13 protein-coding genes and 1 pseudogene are annotated in these 18174 nt (G+C 60.7%); 8 read left to right on the top strand and 6 right to left on the bottom strand.

What is annotated here, in order from left to right; translation table 11 throughout:
- Positions 1-153: 153 nt before the first annotated feature.
- Positions 154-1125 carry a tripartite tricarboxylate transporter substrate binding protein gene (locus DFO46_RS20075; protein ID WP_120278788.1) on the top strand — a complete coding sequence of 324 codons (972 nt, stop codon included), beginning with the start codon at positions 154-156 and terminating at the stop codon, positions 1123-1125.
- A 75-nt stretch (positions 1126-1200) separates the two neighbouring features.
- On the top strand, positions 1201-2538 hold the full coding sequence (locus DFO46_RS20070) for an adenylosuccinate lyase family protein (protein ID WP_120278787.1): 1338 nt from the start codon (positions 1201-1203) through the stop codon (positions 2536-2538).
- A gap of 109 nt (positions 2539-2647) precedes the next feature.
- Here the strand turns inward: DFO46_RS20070 and DFO46_RS24325 are convergent, their stop codons facing one another.
- The 6 genes and pseudogenes from DFO46_RS24325 to DFO46_RS20045 form a co-directional block, all read right to left on the bottom strand.
- Positions 2648-3061, bottom strand: a complete 414-nt coding sequence (locus tag DFO46_RS24325; RefSeq protein ID WP_348627761.1) for an NAD-binding protein — start codon at positions 3059-3061, stop codon at positions 2648-2650.
- Positions 3059-3571 (bottom strand): annotated as a pseudogene (locus DFO46_RS24320) (NAD(P)-binding domain-containing protein); the annotation flags it as partial. The pseudogene DFO46_RS24320 and the gene DFO46_RS24325, both read right to left, overlap by 3 nt.
- Before the next feature lie 120 nt (positions 3572-3691).
- A complete protein-coding gene (gene dctP / locus DFO46_RS20060) occupies positions 3692-4651 on the bottom strand; it encodes a TRAP transporter substrate-binding protein DctP (RefSeq protein ID WP_183041972.1) in 960 nt (319 codons plus the stop codon).
- A 191-nt stretch (positions 4652-4842) separates the two neighbouring features.
- Positions 4843-6129, bottom strand: coding sequence for a TRAP transporter large permease (locus DFO46_RS20055; protein ID WP_110792719.1), 1287 nt, complete (start codon positions 6127-6129; stop codon positions 4843-4845).
- Positions 6126-6710, bottom strand: coding sequence for a TRAP transporter small permease (locus DFO46_RS24175; protein WP_120278785.1), 585 nt, complete (start codon positions 6708-6710; stop codon positions 6126-6128). The genes DFO46_RS20055 and DFO46_RS24175 overlap by 4 nt, the downstream gene beginning before the upstream one ends.
- Before the next feature lie 451 nt (positions 6711-7161).
- Positions 7162-7890 carry an IclR family transcriptional regulator gene (locus DFO46_RS20045; RefSeq protein WP_120278784.1) on the bottom strand — a complete coding sequence of 243 codons (729 nt, stop codon included), beginning with the start codon at positions 7888-7890 and terminating at the stop codon, positions 7162-7164.
- A gap of 208 nt (positions 7891-8098) precedes the next feature.
- Between DFO46_RS20045 and DFO46_RS20040 the strand changes: the two genes are divergently transcribed.
- The 6 genes from DFO46_RS20040 (at position 8099) to DFO46_RS20010 (ending at position 18153) form a co-directional block, all read left to right on the top strand.
- Positions 8099-9577: an aldehyde dehydrogenase gene (locus tag DFO46_RS20040; protein ID WP_210210644.1), complete on the top strand. Its 1479-nt coding sequence runs from the start codon at positions 8099-8101 to the stop codon at positions 9575-9577.
- Between the two features lie 862 nt (positions 9578-10439).
- Positions 10440-12149: a potassium-transporting ATPase subunit KdpA gene (gene kdpA / locus DFO46_RS20030; RefSeq protein WP_120278782.1), complete on the top strand. Its 1710-nt coding sequence runs from the start codon at positions 10440-10442 to the stop codon at positions 12147-12149.
- 10 nt (positions 12150-12159) lie between these two features.
- Positions 12160-14196, top strand: coding sequence for a potassium-transporting ATPase subunit KdpB (kdpB, locus tag DFO46_RS20025; RefSeq protein WP_120278781.1), 2037 nt, complete (start codon positions 12160-12162; stop codon positions 14194-14196).
- A gap of 2 nt (positions 14197-14198) precedes the next feature.
- Positions 14199-14762, top strand: a complete 564-nt coding sequence (gene kdpC / locus DFO46_RS20020; protein WP_120278780.1) for a potassium-transporting ATPase subunit KdpC — start codon at positions 14199-14201, stop codon at positions 14760-14762.
- Between the two features lie 14 nt (positions 14763-14776).
- Entirely contained in the window at positions 14777-17467 is a 2691-nt protein-coding gene (locus DFO46_RS20015; RefSeq protein WP_120278779.1) for a sensor histidine kinase KdpD, read from the top strand.
- On the top strand, positions 17464-18153 hold the full coding sequence (locus DFO46_RS20010; protein WP_110792710.1) for a response regulator: 690 nt from the start codon (positions 17464-17466) through the stop codon (positions 18151-18153). Before DFO46_RS20015 ends, DFO46_RS20010 begins: the two co-directional genes overlap by 4 nt.
- Positions 18154-18174 lie beyond the last annotated feature (21 nt).

The raw sequence follows: 18174 nt of genomic DNA, 5'->3' as shown, positions 1-18174 counted from the left end.
GCTCCTAACACAATACAAATTGCATCATCAAGAATGTATTTCCTCTTCGTGTTCGAAATACTATTGCCTGATTTCCAGGTAATACCTAACAGATACGCGAAGCCAAAACCAGGCTGGAAAATACAATATGTATCACTCGGAGGAGGAGTTCACATGTTTCACAAGATTGGGAATGCCCTGGCGGGCCTGGCCCTTGCGCTCGGGGTTGTCGCTCCGGCTGCCCAGGCGCAGTCCGATGCGCCCCTGACATTGCTGGTCGGATACTCGGCTGGCGGCAGCGCGGATCTTGCCGCCCGCATCATCGCGCCAGAGATCTCCAGCCGTATAGGCCGCACGGTCATCGTCGAAAATGCGACGGGTGCGAGTGGTATGATCGCCCTGCAGAAATTGATCAACGGCGCAGCCGATGGCAATACGCTCTACTATGGCGGCTTCGACACGGTTGCCGTGCCAATGACCAATGCCAAGGTTGGCATCAACTGGGAGACCGACACGATTGCCGTCGGTCGCACAACGACCACGTCAATGGCGGTGGTGGTTCCGGCGCAGTCCGAATACCAGGACATGGCCGCACTTCTGGCCGCCGCGAAAGCCGCCACGGAAAGCATCAGCTACGGCTCGCCGGGCATCGGTTCTGCCCAGCATCTGCTCGGCGAGATCATCTCGCAGCGCGCAGGCGTCAAGCTGCTGCATGCCCCCTATCGCGGTGGGGCGCAGGTGACCAACGACCTTTTGGCGGGCGTCCTGAATTCTGCCGTGCTGACCCTTTCGACGGCATTGCCGCTGGCCAAGGAAAACAAGATCCGCATTCTCGCGGTTTCCGGAACCGAGCGTGCTCCGCAGGCTCCGGATGTGCCGACGCTGGCCGAACTCCCCGGCATGGACGGACTGACCCTGCCCCTGTGGCAGGGCATCTTCGCCAAGGCCGGCTCGCAGGCCGATTTCGTCGCTGCCGTCGACAAGGCGATCAGCGATGCCCTGGCAAATCCCGATGTGCAGAAACGCTACGCCGACGTCGGCTTCCTTGCCTCCCCGCTTTCATCATCGGCGTTGAGGGATTTCGTGATCCAGCAGGGCGCTGTCTACAAAGGTGTCATCGAAAGCGCCAAGATCGTTGTCGAGTGATATGAATAGCCCGTGGCGCCTGACCTGTGTCGGGCGCCACAATCGTTACACATAGCCATTCCGTTGAGGTTCCGCATGACTGTCGGCATGTTCACGTCTTTCATCACTCGGCATTGGTTCAGTCCAACCGCAATCTCGATCTGGTCGGACGATGCAACGCTGCAGGCATGGCTGGATGTCGAGGCCGCACTTGCGCGTGCCCAGGCGGAACTGAAGATGATTCCCCAAGGCGCTGCAGACCGAATTGCTGCCTGTTGCCAAGCCGAAAGTTTCGACTACGAGCGGCTGAGCCGCGAGATCGCCTTTGCGCAACATCCCTTCGTGCCTGTGCTCAAGCAGTTGGAAGAACGCTGCGGCGAACCGGATGCCGGCTTCATTCATTGGGGTGCCACGACACAGAACATCTTCGACACGGCCATCGCCCTGCAGTTGAAGCAGACCCACGCGCACCTGATCGGCATTCTTGGCAGATGCGAGGACCATCTTGGCCGACTTGCCCATCAGCACGAGGCAACGCTGCAAGCCGGTCGCACCCATGGTCAGCACGCTTTGCCGATGACATTCGGCTTCAAGGCGGCCGCCTGGCATGCGGAACTGCGTCGTGGCCGCGAGCGTCTCAATGCCCGGGCGGATGGCGCCTTCCTCACCTATTTCGGCGGTGCGATCGGCACTTTTGCCGCCATGGGCGGCAAGGGCCGGGCCGTTGAAGAGGTCGCCGCCCGACTGCTCGGCCTTGCACCGGCACGGCTGCCCGTACGTTCATCCTTCGACCGGGTGGCGGACTATCTGGCCGGGTTTGCCGTTCTCGCCGGAACGCTTCAGAAGATCGCCGGCGACATCGTCTTCATGCAACGCACCGAAATCGGCGAAGTGGAGGAAGCCTTTCACATGGGCAAGGTTGGCAGCTCGACCATGGCCCAGAAGCGCAACCCCTCCGCAGCCCTCGTTCTGGTCAGCCTCTGCCGCCTGCTCGAAGCACGCATGCCGCTGATCCTGTCGAGCATGGTGCGCATGGATGAAGGCGATTCCTCCGCCACGAACGTGTCAGACATCGTGGTCGGCGAGATGGCGATCCTCGCCGCATCGATCGCCGAAGCGGCCGAACGCGTGCTCGGCGGCCTCCGGGTGAACGAGGCGGCCATGGCCCGCAATCTCGAACTCACGCAAGGGCTGATCATGTCTGAAGCTGCGATGATGCAGCTCTCGCCGATGATCGGACGCCACAAGGCCCATCATCTCCTCTACGAGGCCGCACAGGAAACAGCCACGCACGGAACGCCCTTCGCCGACACGATGCGCAATGTACTGAAAAGTGTCGAGCTTGCGGATGTTCGCCTGGATCTCTCTCCATCGGCCTATCTCGGGGAGATCAGCGAGCTCATCAGCGATGGCATGAATGGTGACGAGCTTTAGTTCCGAACGGAAACGATCAAGACATAGCGAGAAGTACGAGCAGCCATCGTCGGATCTCGGTCTCGCCATTTCGACCTGAAGCCGGCTGGCAGCTTTTTCACCCGCGCATTCACGATGCCGGCTCGCTCGACGAAATCTCTTGCGAGAGAATTGGAAAATAGCGCGCGCCATTCCCCGACTCGCGGGCGCGCTCCATAAGCGACCAGGCAAGCTTGGCCCCCTGAAGCTCGATACCCAGCTCATCGGCGAGTTCAAGGGCACACGACATGTCCTTCATCGCGTAGTTGATGGGAAAAGTGTTCTCGGGAAAATCCTGGGGCACAAGGGCCTTCATACCATGGTTGCGCAGCGCAAAACTGTCGGCTGATCCCTTGGCCAGCGTCTCGAAGAGCCGCCGAGGGTCCATGCCGGCCGCTTTGCACACGGCCAAAGCCTCAGAAAGAGCCACGATATTCTCGAACAGGATCATGTTGTTGAGAACTTTTGAAAGCTGTCCGCATCCGATCGGACCACAATGCAACACCTCGCTCGAGGTATAGGACAAAAAGGGGCGGATCCGATTGAAGACATCCAAGTCAGACCCCACCATTGTGAGCAAAGTTCCGTCTTCCGCTGCCTGTCTTGTCCTTGCTACGGGCGCGTCGGCAAAGGCAATATCCCGCTCGGCCAGGGCGGCGGCGAGCCTGCGCGTTAGTCCGACCGAGAGCGTCGACGTATCGACAACGGTCAGACCGGGACTGGCATTTTCAAGGATGCCTCCAGCTCCCGATATAACCTGTTCCACCTGCAAGCCACCGGGCAAGGAGAGAAAAATTATGTCCGCAGTCTTTGCCATCTCGGCAATGCTTTCGACAGGAACGGCACCAAGAGCGACGAGGCGCTCGACAGGAGCAGGGTTCAAATCCAGGATCTGCAGGGGCGCACCGGATTTTGTCAGGATGTTTCTGCACATCGGTTCGCCCATGACGCCGAGCCCCGCAAAACCGATTTTCAAGTCGTTCATCCTGTTCTCCAAATTATGCCTGCGACCAAGTTTTGCATCGCCGCGTCTTGCTCGTGCGTCGTCTTAGAAAGACGGTTCCTTGCCGGCTTTGACCAGACGTCCCGCCCGGCATCTTGAGAGCGGGCGGAACGTCAGCGGCGGTATCAGTCTTCAGTGTGCTGCATGGGCCTTTACGGCTTCGCGGTAGGCGGAAAGCGCCTCGGAACCCTTTTGACCCCGACCGTCCAGCAGCTTTGCCCAGTCGGTCGTGACGCCTTCCATCTTCGTGTTTAGCGCCTCGGTGTCTTCCGGCGAGAGCTTGAAGACAGTCGCACCTTCTTCAGCCAGCTTCCGGGCAAGCTCCGCTTCGCCGACGTCGAAGGCGTGGCAACCGCTTTCGGTCACTTCGCGGCCGACACGGGCAAAGGCTTCCTGCATGTCCTTCGGAAGTGCATCCCACTTCGCCTGCGACATCGAGAAAGTCACTCCAACTGTTCCGAAATTTGCGCCTTGAGTTGACGAGCCCGCGATCTGGTCCAAACCGTAGGAGAACATCGAGGCAAAGGGTAATAGCGCACCGTCCACCGTACCCTTGCTCATCGCGTCGAAGATCTCAGGCGGGGCCATGCGGACCGCTGTCGATGCCGTCGACTGAAGTGTCAGTTCCATCGCGCCCGCATTTGCACGGATCTTCTTGCCCGCGAAATCCGCAAGTTTAGCGACCCCTGCGCGCTTGGAAAACACAGCTTGGTAGGGAGCCTGCGCGACATTGTAGATGACGCGAATCCCATTGGGTTTGAATTCGGCCTCATCGAGCATGCCACCATTCGTGACCAGATCGTAGAAGGCCAGAGTTGCTTCGCACGAACTCGACGCGATACCCGGCAAGTCGGCAACATTGCTCAACGGCATTTTTTCAGACACGTAGCTGGGGCCGATATATCCGATGTCGGCAATGCCCGCCTGCGTGAGCGTGAGCATATCCGAAGCCTTGCCGAGCTGCTGGGCCGGATAGTGCTCGAATTTGATACGGTCTCCGAATTCCGCCTTCAGCTTTTCCATGAATACGTTGGTTGTATATTTCGTAATCAGATGTTCCGCTGGAAGGCTGTCAGCAATCTTGATGGTCACTTCCTGCGCAAGGGCCGGCCCTGCACCGATCGAAATGACAACGGTGGCAGCAAACCCCGCGGTTGCTGCGGCGTATAGGCTCTTGAATGCTCTTTGGTTTCTCATGCTACTCTCCTCCTCTAAAGTTCCTCGAGATGACGATATGCGGCGGCGTAATGTCCATGTTCAGGATCTTACTTTCCGCGCTGATCTCAGTTCAGTTGGCTCGGCAGCCACAAGATGATTGACGGGAAGATCACCATCAGAGCCAAGACGATAATGTGCGCAACGACATGGGGCAGAATCCCATGGAAGACTTCGCTTAAGGGCCGTCCCGAGTATCGAGCCACGACGAAGGCGTTCAGCCCCAGCGGCGGCGTGATCATCCCGACTTCCGCTGCAACCACGACCAGCACCCCGAACCAAACGGGATCGAAGCCCAGCGACACGATTGCCGGCACCATCACCGGTACGGTCAAAATGAGGATCGCCAGCTGCTCCATGAAGCATCCGAGGATAAGGTAGAACACGATGATCCCGGCGATGATCAGGTAGGGCGAGACGTCGAGCGTGGTGACCCAGCTGACGAACTGCGGCGTGATCTGCCCCAAGGTGAGAACATAACCGAAGACATTTGCGGCAATGATGATCAGAAAAATCATGCACGTGGCATGGACCGCGCGTCCGAGCGCCAGGAACGCCGTCTGAAAATTCAGAGCGCCACTGAAGAGCGCAATGAGAAAGGCGCCTGTTGCACCCAATGCGGCAGCCTCTGTCGGCGTTGCAATACCGAGATAGATCGACCCGGTTACGCAGAACAGCAGCAAGAGCATCGGCCCGATTTGCTTGAGCGCACCCAGTCGCTCGCTCCAGCTGTAGCGTTCCGTTTCCGGAGCGATGGAGGGATCACGCCAAAGCAGGACGTAGACGGTCGCAATGATGGCCAAGGTGACGACAATGCCGGGAATGACGCCGCCAATAAGCAGCGCAGCGATATTCACCTCGGCAATGATGCCGTAGAGCACCAGCGCAATCGACGGCGGAATCAACATGGCGAGTGTGCCGGAGACGGCGACGACCCCTGCAGAAAAACTGGGCTTGTAGCCGGCTTTCTGCATTGCAGGCAGCGATGTGGAAGACAAGGCGGCAGCGGCGGCGGTCGACGATCCCGAAATCGCACCGAAGCCAGCGCCAGCCAATGCTGTTGCGACTGCAAGACCGCCGGGGACCCGGCCGACCCATACGGCGATTGCATGGAACATACGATCGGCGATCCCAGAGATCACAACGAACTCTGCCATCAAAATGAACAGCGGTATTGCGATCAGTTCGTAGCCGTTCGTCATGGAAAGCGGCGCAGTGGACAATATCGACAATGTTCCACTCAGGCCGACAAAGGCCCACAAGCCAAGGATGGAAGTGAAAAACAAAGCAATCCCGACAGGCACGCCCAGAAGCAGCAGAACGAGCAGCCCGACAACAACACAAATGGCAATCACTTCGAGACCTCCGCGGTGGTTTTGCGCGTCTTCAGCACATCCGGCAGGCAACGGAAGAAACTCGCGATACAGAAAAAGACCATGAAGCCGGTGCCGATCGGAACGATCGCAACGCTCGCCCAGACTGGCCATGCGATGAGGGTATTCAAGGTCTCGTTCGCAGCGAAGCTGTTGGCTGTCCTGACCGCCGATGCCCAGGCCAGAAGACCAAAGACGAACAATCCGATCACGGCTGCAAACAGTTCAAGAAGCTTCTGAAGTCTGGTCGGCAGCGTTCCAGTGAGGAGGTCGATTGCGAGATGCTCCCTCCGCCAGAGGGTCGCGCCGAAGCCGAAGAAGAACAGTGCCGGCGTCAGATAGAGCGAAACGAAGTCATGGACGAAGGCTACCGGTTCGCCGAGCAGATAGCGCATCATGACGTCAGCCGTCACAAGTGCTGCGAGAGCGGCAAGAGCCACCCCTGAGACTGCGGTCGTCAATCTCGCCAGTGTATCGATAGCCCCCGGCTTACCTGATGAAAGCGGTTGAAACGCCTCGCCATTCTGCACCGGCGCGTTCGAATGATCCAAGGATCCTGTCATCGTGCCCTCCTCTCCTCTTTGCCGAAGCGACCCAACTGGTCTGGCAACTCTCTTATCCCGCAGATGCGTGCGCCTCTATCCCGCCTGCAACTTTGTTCTATCAGACAGACCATTGGTTTGCTTGACGGAACGAATAACATCTCTTTGATATCGGCGTCAACCGGATCGGAACCGTCCATGCTCACTTCATGCGAAGAGCTAACGGCCCGCCGGCAAGCCGGACACCTTTCCAAGGCAGATGAAAGACCGAGGCCGCAAGACGTCATTCGCCGCGGAACGACGTGCGGGATCCATGCCAACGAGCGCTAGCCGTGAGGCAGGCACAGGCATCGCGCGGCCGTCAGGCAACGCGACACCAGTCTTTCAACCTTGGCCGGCGCTTCGCCGCTTGGGAAAATTGGATTGGATCAGTGGAATACAGGCAGAAGTGGACCGTCCGGTGGATCGAACTTCACATCGCGGCGCCGAACGAACGGCTGATCTCGGTCGCGGCAGCGCGTATTTCGACAATCAGGCCCTCGACCCGCTCGGGCGTGAAACGTTCCATGGGGCCGGAGAGCTGCAGGACCCCGACCAGCGCATTCTTGTGGTCCAACACCGGCGCGGCGACTGCGGCGCAATCCGGAGAGGTTTCGCAATAAGACACCGCGAAGCCCGCCTCCCTGATGGCAACGACCTTGTCAGAATGCGGACCCGGCCCGTAGGCTTGAAAAAGATACCCGCCTGCTCCCCTGTCCAGCGGTCGCACGGTACCGACTGTCACTCGATCGAGGGTGGAATGGTTGGAGTTGACACGCAAGATGCAAAGCCGTGTGTCATCGTCCTGTCGCACGAAGAAGCTGGCGCTTTCGCTTCCGCGTTCAACGAGCCTTTTCAGAACAGGTTCGATCCGATGGGCAATTTGACTGCCATGTTGATAACGCGCGGCAAGGCGCACGACGGCAGGGCCCAGGTCGTAGCGTCCGTCTTCGGTGTGGATGATGTAACCGAACCGCTTAAGAGAGCCGATCAGCCGCAGCGCTGTGCTCTTGTAAAGACCTGTACGCCTTGAAATCTCAGAGATGGTGAGGGGACCATCGGATGTCTCGAAGACCGCGACAATGCTCAGCGCGCGATCAACGGCGGCAACGCCTGACTGCATTTCCTGGCCTGCGGCATCTTCGGTCGATCGGTCGGACATGAGACTCTTTCTCCACCATTGAGCGCGCCTTCGACGCAAGCTCGTAAATGCCGCCGGAAAAAACAGAATTCAAGCGCCTCTCTCAATGACGACCGAGGCAACGGCCTGAGCGAGGGAAAGTTACCGCTTGAACGCACCGGCACGCGATGGTATCAAACTCCATAAAATAGAACAATGGTCTGTCTGATAGAACATTTGGGAGCCGATGATGGTCAAAGCGTATTCGATGCTGATCGACGGAAAATGGGTGGCCGCCACCGGCGGCGCAACGCTGGACAGCTACAATCCCTACAATCAGGAGGTATGGGCAACGATACCCGATGCGCAGCCCGACGATGCAAGACTTGCCATCAGCGCCGCCCACGACGCCTTTCACAACGGGTGGAAGCAAACCAGCGGCCAAGATCGGGCTGAGCTTTTGCTGAAGCTTGCCGATTTGATCGTATCGGAAGGTCCGGAGCTTGCCAGGGTCGACAGCACGGACAACGGAAAGGTCATCCGCGAAACCAGCGCCCAGATGAAATTTGCGGCACGCAATTATCGGTATTTCGCGGGGATGGCTGACAAGCTGCAGGGCGCTGTCGTGCCATTGGATAATACAGAGATGTTCGACTACACGCTGATCGAGCCTCTGGGAGTCGCAGTTCTGATCACGGCGTGGAACTCCCCCATCCCACTGCTTGCAAACAAGCTCGCCCCGGCCTTGGCTGCCGGCAATTCGGTCGTGATCAAGCCATCGGAATATGCCAGCGCTTCAACGCTTGAGATGGCAGCACTGATCGAAAAGGCAGGCTTCCCCAAGGGAGTTGTGAACGTCGTGACGGGGGGAGCACAGGTCGGCGCAGCTTTGACACGCGATCCCCGGGTGAAGAAGATCAGCTTTACGGGCGGCCTCTCGACGGCGCGACACATCCTGCGTGACGCCGCTCAGAACCTGACACCTGTCACGACAGAACTTGGAGGGAAATCACCGAATATCATATTCGCGGATGCCGATCTGGACGCTGCCGCCACCGGAGCGGTCGCCGGAATTTTTGGTGCCGCCGGGCAGACTTGCATCGCGGGATCACGATTGCTCCTGCAACGTGAAATCTATGACGCCGTATGTGACAAGATCCTAGCCATCGTTAAACGCATTGTCCTTGGCAATCCATTGGATCCGGCAACAGAAATGGGTCCCGTGGCAAACCTTGCCCAGCTCGAACGGATCTCCTCCATGGTAGATGAGGCCCGTGCCCAAGGGGCCAAAGTCGCAATCGGGGGAAAGCCCGCATCACGTGAAGGCTTGGGCAATGGCTACTTCTACGAACCGACCGTTATCGTTGATGCAGACCCCTCTCTGCGCATATGCCAGGAGGAAGTGTTCGGCCCGGTTCTCTGCGTCATTCCCTTCACCGATGAAGCGGATGCGTTGCGTATCGCAAACGCAAGTGACTACGGCCTCGCTTCTGGTGTTTGGACCAGAGACGTCAAGCGGGCTCATCGCATGGCCCGAAGGCTGGAGGCAGGCATGGTGTGGATCAACACGTATCGAGCCTCATATGTTGGCGCACCATTCGGAGGCACCAAGCTCAGCGGTCGCGGACGCGAGCGCGGGCTGCAAACCCTGATGGAATATTCACAGGTCAAGAATGTGATGCTCGATCTGTCAGATGAGGTCCGCGATCCATTTGCCATGAAACTGTGACCCGGTGATCAATGGGTGAGACGGTAGCGCAGACTGGAGTTGCCGACCTCAATGTGGTCGGCGCCTTGGTCTCGCTGCGCCCAAGGTCAGGTCGACCGGATGAGGTTATCGACGCACAGCTGCGTGTCGCCGATATTTGAAATTTCAACACTGGCAGCGATCGGTTCTCCCAAGCCCCCCGCGCCCGGCAGGTGCTGCCTCCCATAACCTGCCGGGCAAGATCTTGTTTAACAGCACGTTTTTTTCCAGGATGAGGTCAGTCGACACGTCCTTCATGGCGCGGCTTTTGCGCACAGCGCATTCACCTCGTCGCTCCTCGCGAAACGGGTGAAACCACCGGCAAGCGGCTCAGTGACTGCTTGGTCAATTCCTTCGACCAGCTGAAATTCAGCCTCCCGAATATCCCCGTTAGACTGATGAAGACGGTCCTCGTCACCAGGGCCAAAAACGGTTTTTATCCTTGGCAGGGTGATGCTTGCGGTCCATCCCCGACATGATGTCGTGCTGGGCATCCGACACAGCTGCGCAGCACCCGGCCGGGGGTGTTCATGCGTTAGTCCGGCGCGCTTCCTTATCTTTTCTTTACGTCCGGCATCACTCTTCGCAATCGAAGTCTGACCCGAAGAGCCCTTAATCCTGTGTCTGTATCAACAGGAGAAACGGACATGTCCGACTTCATCTTCATCGCGCTGGGCGCCGGCACGCTTCTCGTGCTTGCTTTTTACGCCCGCGCGCTCGACCGGCTGTGAGGGCAATGCAAAATGCTTGAACCCCTTTTCGGCCTCGCCGTTGCCGTCGCCCTTGGCATCTATCTCGTCGTGACGCTTCTGCGTCCCGAGCGTTTCTGATCGGGAGCAGCTCCATGACCATTGTCGGATGGCTGCAGATCAGCCTCCTCTTCCTCGCCGTTATCATCGTCATCAAACCACTCGGCCTCTACATGGCGCGGGTGTTTTCCGGTGAGCGGACCTTTTTGTCCCCCGTACTCGGCCGCGTCGAGCGCGACCTCTACCGGGTGAGCGGCATCAATCCTGAAAAGGAGCAGAGCTGGCTTGGCTATACGCTCGCCATGCTCGCCTTCTCGCTCGCCGGCTTCGTGGCGCTTTATGCGATGCTGCGGCTTCAGGCCTATCTACCGCTCAATCCGCAAGGCTTTGCCGGCATGGCACCGGATCTCGCCTTCAACACGGCGGTGTCCTTCGTCACCAACACCAATTGGCAGAACTATGGCGGTGAAACCACGCTCAGCCATTTCAGCCAGATGGCCGGCCTCACCGTGCAGAACTTCCTCTCGGCCGCGACCGGCATGGCGCTTGCCGTTGCTGTTACCCGAGCGCTCGCCCGCTCCAAGGTCGCAACGCTCGGCAATTTCTGGGTCGATATGACGAGAGCCACGCTCTACGTGCTGCTGCCGCTCGCCATCGTCGTTGCGCTCGCCTTCGTCGCCATGGGTCTGCCCCAGACGCTCGATGCCTCGGTCACGGCCACGACGCTCGAGGGCGCCAATCAGGTGATTTCGCTTGGGCCCGTCGCCTCGCAAGAAGCGATCAAGCAGCTCGGCACCAATGGTGGTGGCTTCTTCAACGTCAATGCCGCGCATCCCTTCGAGAACCCGACCGCCTGGTCGAACTATCTCAACATCTTCGCCATGCTGTCGATCTCGGCCGCCATGGCCTACACCTTCGGCCAGATGGTCGGAAACCGCAGACAGGGCTGGGCGCTGATCTCAGCCATGGCGTTTCTGCTCATCGCAGGCGTTGCGGTCACATACTGGGCCGAGGCCCAGGGCAACACCATCCTGACGGCAATTGGCGTCGATCCTGCGCTCGGCAACATGGAAGGCAAGGAAGTCCGCTTCGGCCAGGCCATGACGGCGCTCTATGCGGCGGTCACCACCGGTCTGTCGGATGGCGGCGTCAACGGCATGCACGGCTCGTTCACGGGCTTGGGCGGTCTCGTGCCGATGTTCCTCATTCAGCTCGGCGAAGTCCTGCCCGGCGGCGTCGGCTCCGGTCTCTACGGCATGCTGGTCTTCGCGCTGCTCTCCGTCTTCGTTGCTGGCCTCATGGTCGGCCGCACGCCGGAATTTCTCGGCAAGAAGATCGAGGGCCGCGAGATGAAGTTTGCGATGCTCGCCGTGCTCATCCTGCCGCTGGTCATCCTCGGCTTCACATCGGTCTCGGCCATGCTGCCCTTTGCGGTGGCAAGTGTCGGCACCGCTGGTCCGCACGGCCTGTCGGAAATCCTCTATGCCTACACGTCGGCAGCCGGCAACAACGGTTCGGCCTTCGGCGGGCTTACAGGCAATACGCCTTGGTACAACACCACGCTTGGCATCGCGATGCTGCTTGGCCGCTTCGCCTATGTCGTGCCGGTCATGGCGATCGCCGGATCGCTCGCCGCCAAGGTGAAGTCACCGGCCTCTGCCGGCACCTTCCCGACCGATGGCCCGCTCTTCGTCGGCCTGCTGATCGGCATCATCCTCATTCTCGGCGGCCTGCAATTCCTGCCCGCATTGGTGCTCGGCCCCATCGTCGAACACTTCGCCATGCTCGCCGGCCAGACCTTCTAAAGGACCCATCATGTCAAAAGACCACAAGGCTCCCGGTCTTCTCGACCCGTCGATCCTGTTTCCGGCGATGCGCGATGCCGTCGTCAAGCTCGATCCGCGCAAGCTGTTGCGCAACCCGGTCATCTTCGTGACCGAGATCGTCGCCGTTGTCGTGACGATCCTTTTCATCCGCGACCTCACTGGCAATCCCGGCGAGGCAGGCTTCTCCGGCCAGATCGCCGCCTGGCTCTGGTTCACCGTGCTCTTCGCCACCTTCGCTGAAGCCGTGGCGGAGGGCCGGGGCCGCGCCCAGGCCGACAGCCTGAAGAAGACCAAGTCCGAACTCGTCGCCCGTCGGCTCGGTGCCAGCGGCCAGACGGAGATGATCCCGGCCTCCAGCCTCAAGGTCGGCGACATCGTGCTGGTCGCGGCCGGTGAACTCATCCCCGGCGATGGCGAAGTGATCGAAGGTGTCGCCTCGGTCAACGAAAGCGCCATCACCGGCGAATCCGCCCCCGTCATCCGCGAATCCGGCGGTGACCGTTCGGCCGTCACCGGTGGCACGCAGGTGCTCTCGGACGAGATCAAGATCAAGATCACAGTCCAGCCGGGCTCCTCCTTTGTCGACCGCATGATCGCGTTGATCGAAGGCGCCCAGCGTCAGAAAACGCCGAACGAGATCGCCCTGTCGATCCTGCTCTCGGGCCTGACGCTGATCTTCCTCTTCGTCTGCGTCGCGATCTGGGGCCTCGCCGGCTATTCCGGCACGGTACTCTCGGTCACGGTGCTGGCCGCCCTTCTCGTCACACTGATCCCGACCACGATCGGCGGTCTGCTCTCGGCCATCGGCATCGCCGGCATGGACCGTCTGGTGCGTTTCAACGTGATCGCCACCTCCGGCCGTGCGGTCGAGGCCGCAGGCGACGTCGACACGCTGCTCCTCGACAAGACGGGCACGATCACCTTCGGCAACCGAATGGCCAGCGACTTTCTCGCTGCCCCTGGTGTCACAGCCACGGAACTGGCGGAAGCTGCGCTCATCGCCTCGCTGTCCGACGAAACGCCGGAGGGCCGCTCGGTCGTGGCGCTCGCCACCGGCGAGTTCGGCGTGCCCATGCCGAAGGCCGAGTTCGATGCCGTGATCGGCTTCACCGCCGAAACCCGTCTCTCCGGCGTCGATATCGGTCAGCGCCGCCTGCGCAAGGGTGCCGTCGATGCGGTGCTGAAGTTCGCCGGCCTCACGGATCAGGATGCGCCGGCCGAATTCCGCCGTGCCGTCGATCAGGTCGCGCGCACCGGCGGCACACCGCTCGGTGTTGCCGATGGTGACCGCCTGCTCGGCGTCATCCACCTCAAGGATGTCGTCAAACCCGGCATCAAGGAACGTTTCGCGGCCCTGCGCGCCATGGGCATTCGCACGGTCATGGTGACAGGCGACAACCCGGTGACGGCAGCCGCCATTGCCTCGGAAGCCGGCGTCGATGATTTCCTCGCCCAGGCGACCCCCGAGGACAAGCTCGCCTATATCCGCCGCGAGCAGCAGGGTGGCCGCCTGATCGCCATGTGCGGTGACGGCACCAACGACGCCCCGGCGCTCGCCCAGGCCGATGTCGGTGTTGCCATGCAGACCGGCACCCAGGCCGCCCGCGAGGCTGCCAATATGGTGGACCTCGATTCCAGCCCGACCAAGCTCATCGAGATCGTCGAAATCGGCAAGCAGCTCCTGATGACGCGCGGCTCGCTGACGACGTTTTCGATCGCCAATGACGTGGCCAAATACTTCGCCATCATCCCGGCCTTGTTCGTGGCCACCTATCCGGCGCTCGAAGCCCTCAACATCATGGGGCTGACATCACCGCAATCGGCCATCCTGTCTGCCGTGATCTTCAACGCGCTGATCATCGTGGCCCTGATCCCGCTGGCATTGAAAGGCGTGGCTTACCGTCCGTCCGGTGCAGCAGCACTCCTGCGCCGCAACCTGCTGGTCTACGGCGTCGGCGGCCTGATCCTTCCCTTCGCCGGGATCAAGGTCATCGACATCGCCGTCAGCGCTCTTCATCTGGTGTAATCATGCTCAACCATATCAGACCTGCACTCACCCTCGTTGTCGCCATGACCGCTCTCACCGGGCTCGCCTATCCGCTCGCGATCAACGGCATTGCCCAGGCGGTGATGCCGGCCAATGCCAATGGCAGCCTGATCGAACGCGACGGCAAGGTCATCGGCTCAAGCCTGATCGGTCAGGCCTTCACGTCAGACCGCTATTTCTGGCCGCGCCCCTCGGCGACGGGCCCAGATCCGTACAACGCCGCGGCCTCCTCGGGCTCCAACCTCGGCACGACCTCGGTCAAGCTGAAGGATCGTGTCACGGCCGATGTCGCGCGGCTGACAGGAACCGGCATCGCGCAGCCGCTGCCGGGCGATGCCGTCACCACCTCGGGCTCCGGTCTCGACCCGCATGTCTCGCCGGCCTTCGCCGAAGCCCAGGTGGCGCGCGTCGCCACGGCACGGGGCCTTGAACCCACGGCGGTCGCAGCACTCGTTTTGCAACATGTCGAAAATCCCGACTTCGGCGTTATCGGCGAAGCAAGAGTCAATGTGCTAGGGCTGAACCTGGCTCTTGATGCCCTTTGATATGTGAGACCTAAATGGCGGATGACGACCGCAGGGACGCCAGGCGTCCCGATCCCGATGCCCTGCTTGCCCTGGCGGATAAGGACCGCCGGGGCAAGCTGACCGTTTTTCTGGGGGCCGCTCCCGGCGTCGGCAAGACCTATGCGATGCTGTCACGGGCAAAACGCCTGAAGACAGACGGTGTAGACGTGGTCGTCGGGTTGGTGGAGACCCATGGCCGCAGCGAGACGGCAGCACTCCTCGATGGGCTCGAGATCCTGCCCCGTCGCAGGGTTGCCCATCGCGGCCGGATGCTGGAGGAGTTCGATCTCGATGCTGCGCTCGAACGCCGCCCGCGCATCGTCATCGTCGATGAACTTGCCCACACCAATCCGGAAGACAGCCGCCACCCGAAACGTTACCATGACATTGAGGAACTGATATCAGCCGGGATCGATGTCTGGACCGCACTCAACATCCAGCATCTCGAAAGCCTGGCCGACCTCGTCGCCCAGATCACCGGCGTGACCGTACGGGAACGTGTACCAGATATCGTGCTTAAGCGGGCTGACGAAGTCCTGTTGGTCGATCTTGCGCCGTCCGAATTGATCGAGCGGCTGAAGGAGGGCAAGGTCTACCTGCCCGAAAGCGCCAACCGCGCCGTCGACCGTTTCTTCCGCCTCGGCAACCTGACAGCGCTGCGTGAGCTGGCGCTCCGCCGCACCGCCGACCGCGTCGACGACCAGATGGTCGATTATCTCAAGCAGAATGCGATCGACGGCCCCTGGGCGACCGGCGAACGCCTCATCGTGTGTGTGGGCTCGGACTCGCTGTCGGAGAAGGTCGTACGTGTCGCGAGCCGGCTTGCTTCGGGGCTGAATGCGCCCTGGCTGGTTGTTTCCATCGAGCGGGCCGACCGGGAAGTTGAAACGCCGGAACGCCTGCAGCGGATTGAGACCCTCTTTCGGCTGTCGGAACAGTTGGGGGCTGAAACGCGCCGCGTCATTGGCAATGATTTTGTTGAAGAGATCCTGAAGCTCGCCCGGCGCGAACATGCCACCCAGATCGTGATCGGCACGCGCAAGCGCAGCCGTTGGCAGAAGCTCGTCACCCGGTCGCTTCCGGATTCCTTGGCGCGCAAGGCCTCTGGCCTTGGCGTCCATATCGTTACCCCGGAAGGCGGCACACCGGCGGAAGCACGGCGGCTGCCGTTCCGGTTGCCCAAGACGACAGCGCTCACGCAGGCTGCACAGTCGGCGATTGGCTTCGTGATCCTGACGACGCTGATCGGCATGGGCATAGACTATTTCGTCGATCTGCCGAACATCTCGCTCCTCTTCCTGCTCGCCGTGCTCGGCGCGTCGGTGACCGGAGGCTATGTCGCTGCCTTCCTCGCCGCCGCCCTCTCTGCGCTCGCCTACAACTTCTTCTTCATCGATCCCATCCACACTTTCACGATCGCCGCTCCCCACGAGGTTTTCGCGCTCTTCATCTTCTTTGCGGTCGCGATGATCGCCGGTGGATTTGCCTCTCGCATCCGCGAGCAGGCGGAGATCGCGCGGGTCAGAGCAACGGCGCTGCAGTCGCTCTTTGATTTCTCTCGAAAACTGGCGAGCACGGCCAAGGGCGAGGACGCAATCTGGCTTGCCGTCTCGCAGCTGCAGGCGAGCCTGAAGCGCAAGGTAGTGCTGCTGGTGCCACGCAAGGGCGATCTGGCCGTCGCCGCCGCCTGGCCACCTGACACCGAGCTCGATGTAACCGACGTGACGGCGGCCCGCTGGGCCCACGACAAGCGCGAGGCAGCAGGTCATGGCACCGGCACCCTGCCCAACAGCCGCTTTGAATTCCGGCCGCTGCTCGGACCACACGGCATTGTCGGTGTCTGCGGCATCGAACACGCCGGCGAGAGGCTGGACCTGAATGCCGAGCGCTCCTTGACCGCAATCCTTGACCAGACGGCCATCGCGCTCGACCGGGCCCGGCTTGCGGACGAAACCGTCGAGCAGGCGGCAAGGTTGGAAGGCGAACGTTATCGCGAAGCGCTGCTGTCCTCGATCTCGCACGACCTTCGCACGCCGCTTGCGACGATCACCGGGGCCGTCACCGGACTTCGCCAACTCGGCGAACGCATGACGCCTGAAAACCGGGATGACCTGCTTCAGTCGATCGAAGAGGAAAGCGGTCGAATGAGCCGCTTCGTTGCAAACCTGCTCGACATGACCCGGATCGAGGCGGGCACATTGAAGCCGAAACAGGATTGGGTTGACATTGCCGACGTGGTGCAGTCCGCCGTCGAACGGACCCGCAAGCATGCACCCGGACGGGGTATCGAGACCGGAATCGCGGCGGATCTGCCTCTCATCCGCGGTGACAGCGTGCTGATCGGTCAGGTCCTCTTCAATCTTCTGGACAATGCGGTGAAATACGGTGGCGACGAACCAGTCAACGTCTATGCCCGTCGCGATGGCGGCGACGTGCTGATCTCTGTTACCGATCTCGGCAAGGGCATTCCGCCTGAAGATCTGGACCGGATCTTCGAAAAATTCTACCGCAGAGGAAAACCGGATGGACGCGCACCCGGCACCGGGCTTGGGCTTTCCATCGCCCGTGGCTTCGTCGAAGCCATGGGTGGCCGAATCCATGCGGAGAGCCCGGCTCTGAAGAAGAAAGGCACGCGTATCGTTATGCGGTTCCCAGGAAGCGAAGCAAGAGGCGAGATCAGATGAACCAGTCTCGAATCCTGGTCGTCGATGATGAGCCGCAGATTCAGCGCTTCCTGAAACCATCGCTGACTGCGGCGGGTTACGAGGTGGTTGAGGCGGGTACGGGTGCCGAGGCCTTGAAAGCGGTCTCGACGCAGGCACCGGACCTCGTCATCCTCGATCTCGGCTTGCCCGATATGGACGGCAAGGACGTCATCGCGAGCCTGAGAGCCTGGTCAGACATTCCGATCGTCATTCTTTCGGCGCGCGACCGGGAGAGCGAGAAGATTGCAGCTCTGGATCTCGGGGCCGACGACTACGTCGAAAAACCCTTCGGCATTGGAGAGCTGACGGCTCGCATCCGCACCGCATTGCGCCATCGCGGGCGTCGTGACGCGATACCCGTCGTCACGGAAATCGATGGCCTCACAGTCGACCCGATCAAACGGCTTGTCTCGCGAGACGGCGAGACCGTGCATCTGACGCCGAAGGAATACGACCTTCTGCTTCTTCTTGCCCGGCATGCCGGTCGGGTGGTGACCCACCGCACCCTATTGACGACCGTATGGGGTCCCGCACACGGCGACGACCTGCACTACCTGCGCGTTTTCATTGGTCAACTCCGCCAGAAGATCGAGCGCGATCCGACGCAGCCACGGATCGTGCGAACGGAACCTGGCGTGGGCTATCGCATGGCCGAGCAGGAGTGAAGCCGCAAATATCGCCGTGAC

Source organism: Rhizobium sp. AG855 (genome assembly GCF_003610655.1).
Classification (GTDB): Bacteria; Pseudomonadota; Alphaproteobacteria; order Rhizobiales; family Rhizobiaceae; genus Allorhizobium; species Allorhizobium wuzhouense.
This window is presented reverse-complemented; position numbering and strand designations above follow the sequence as displayed.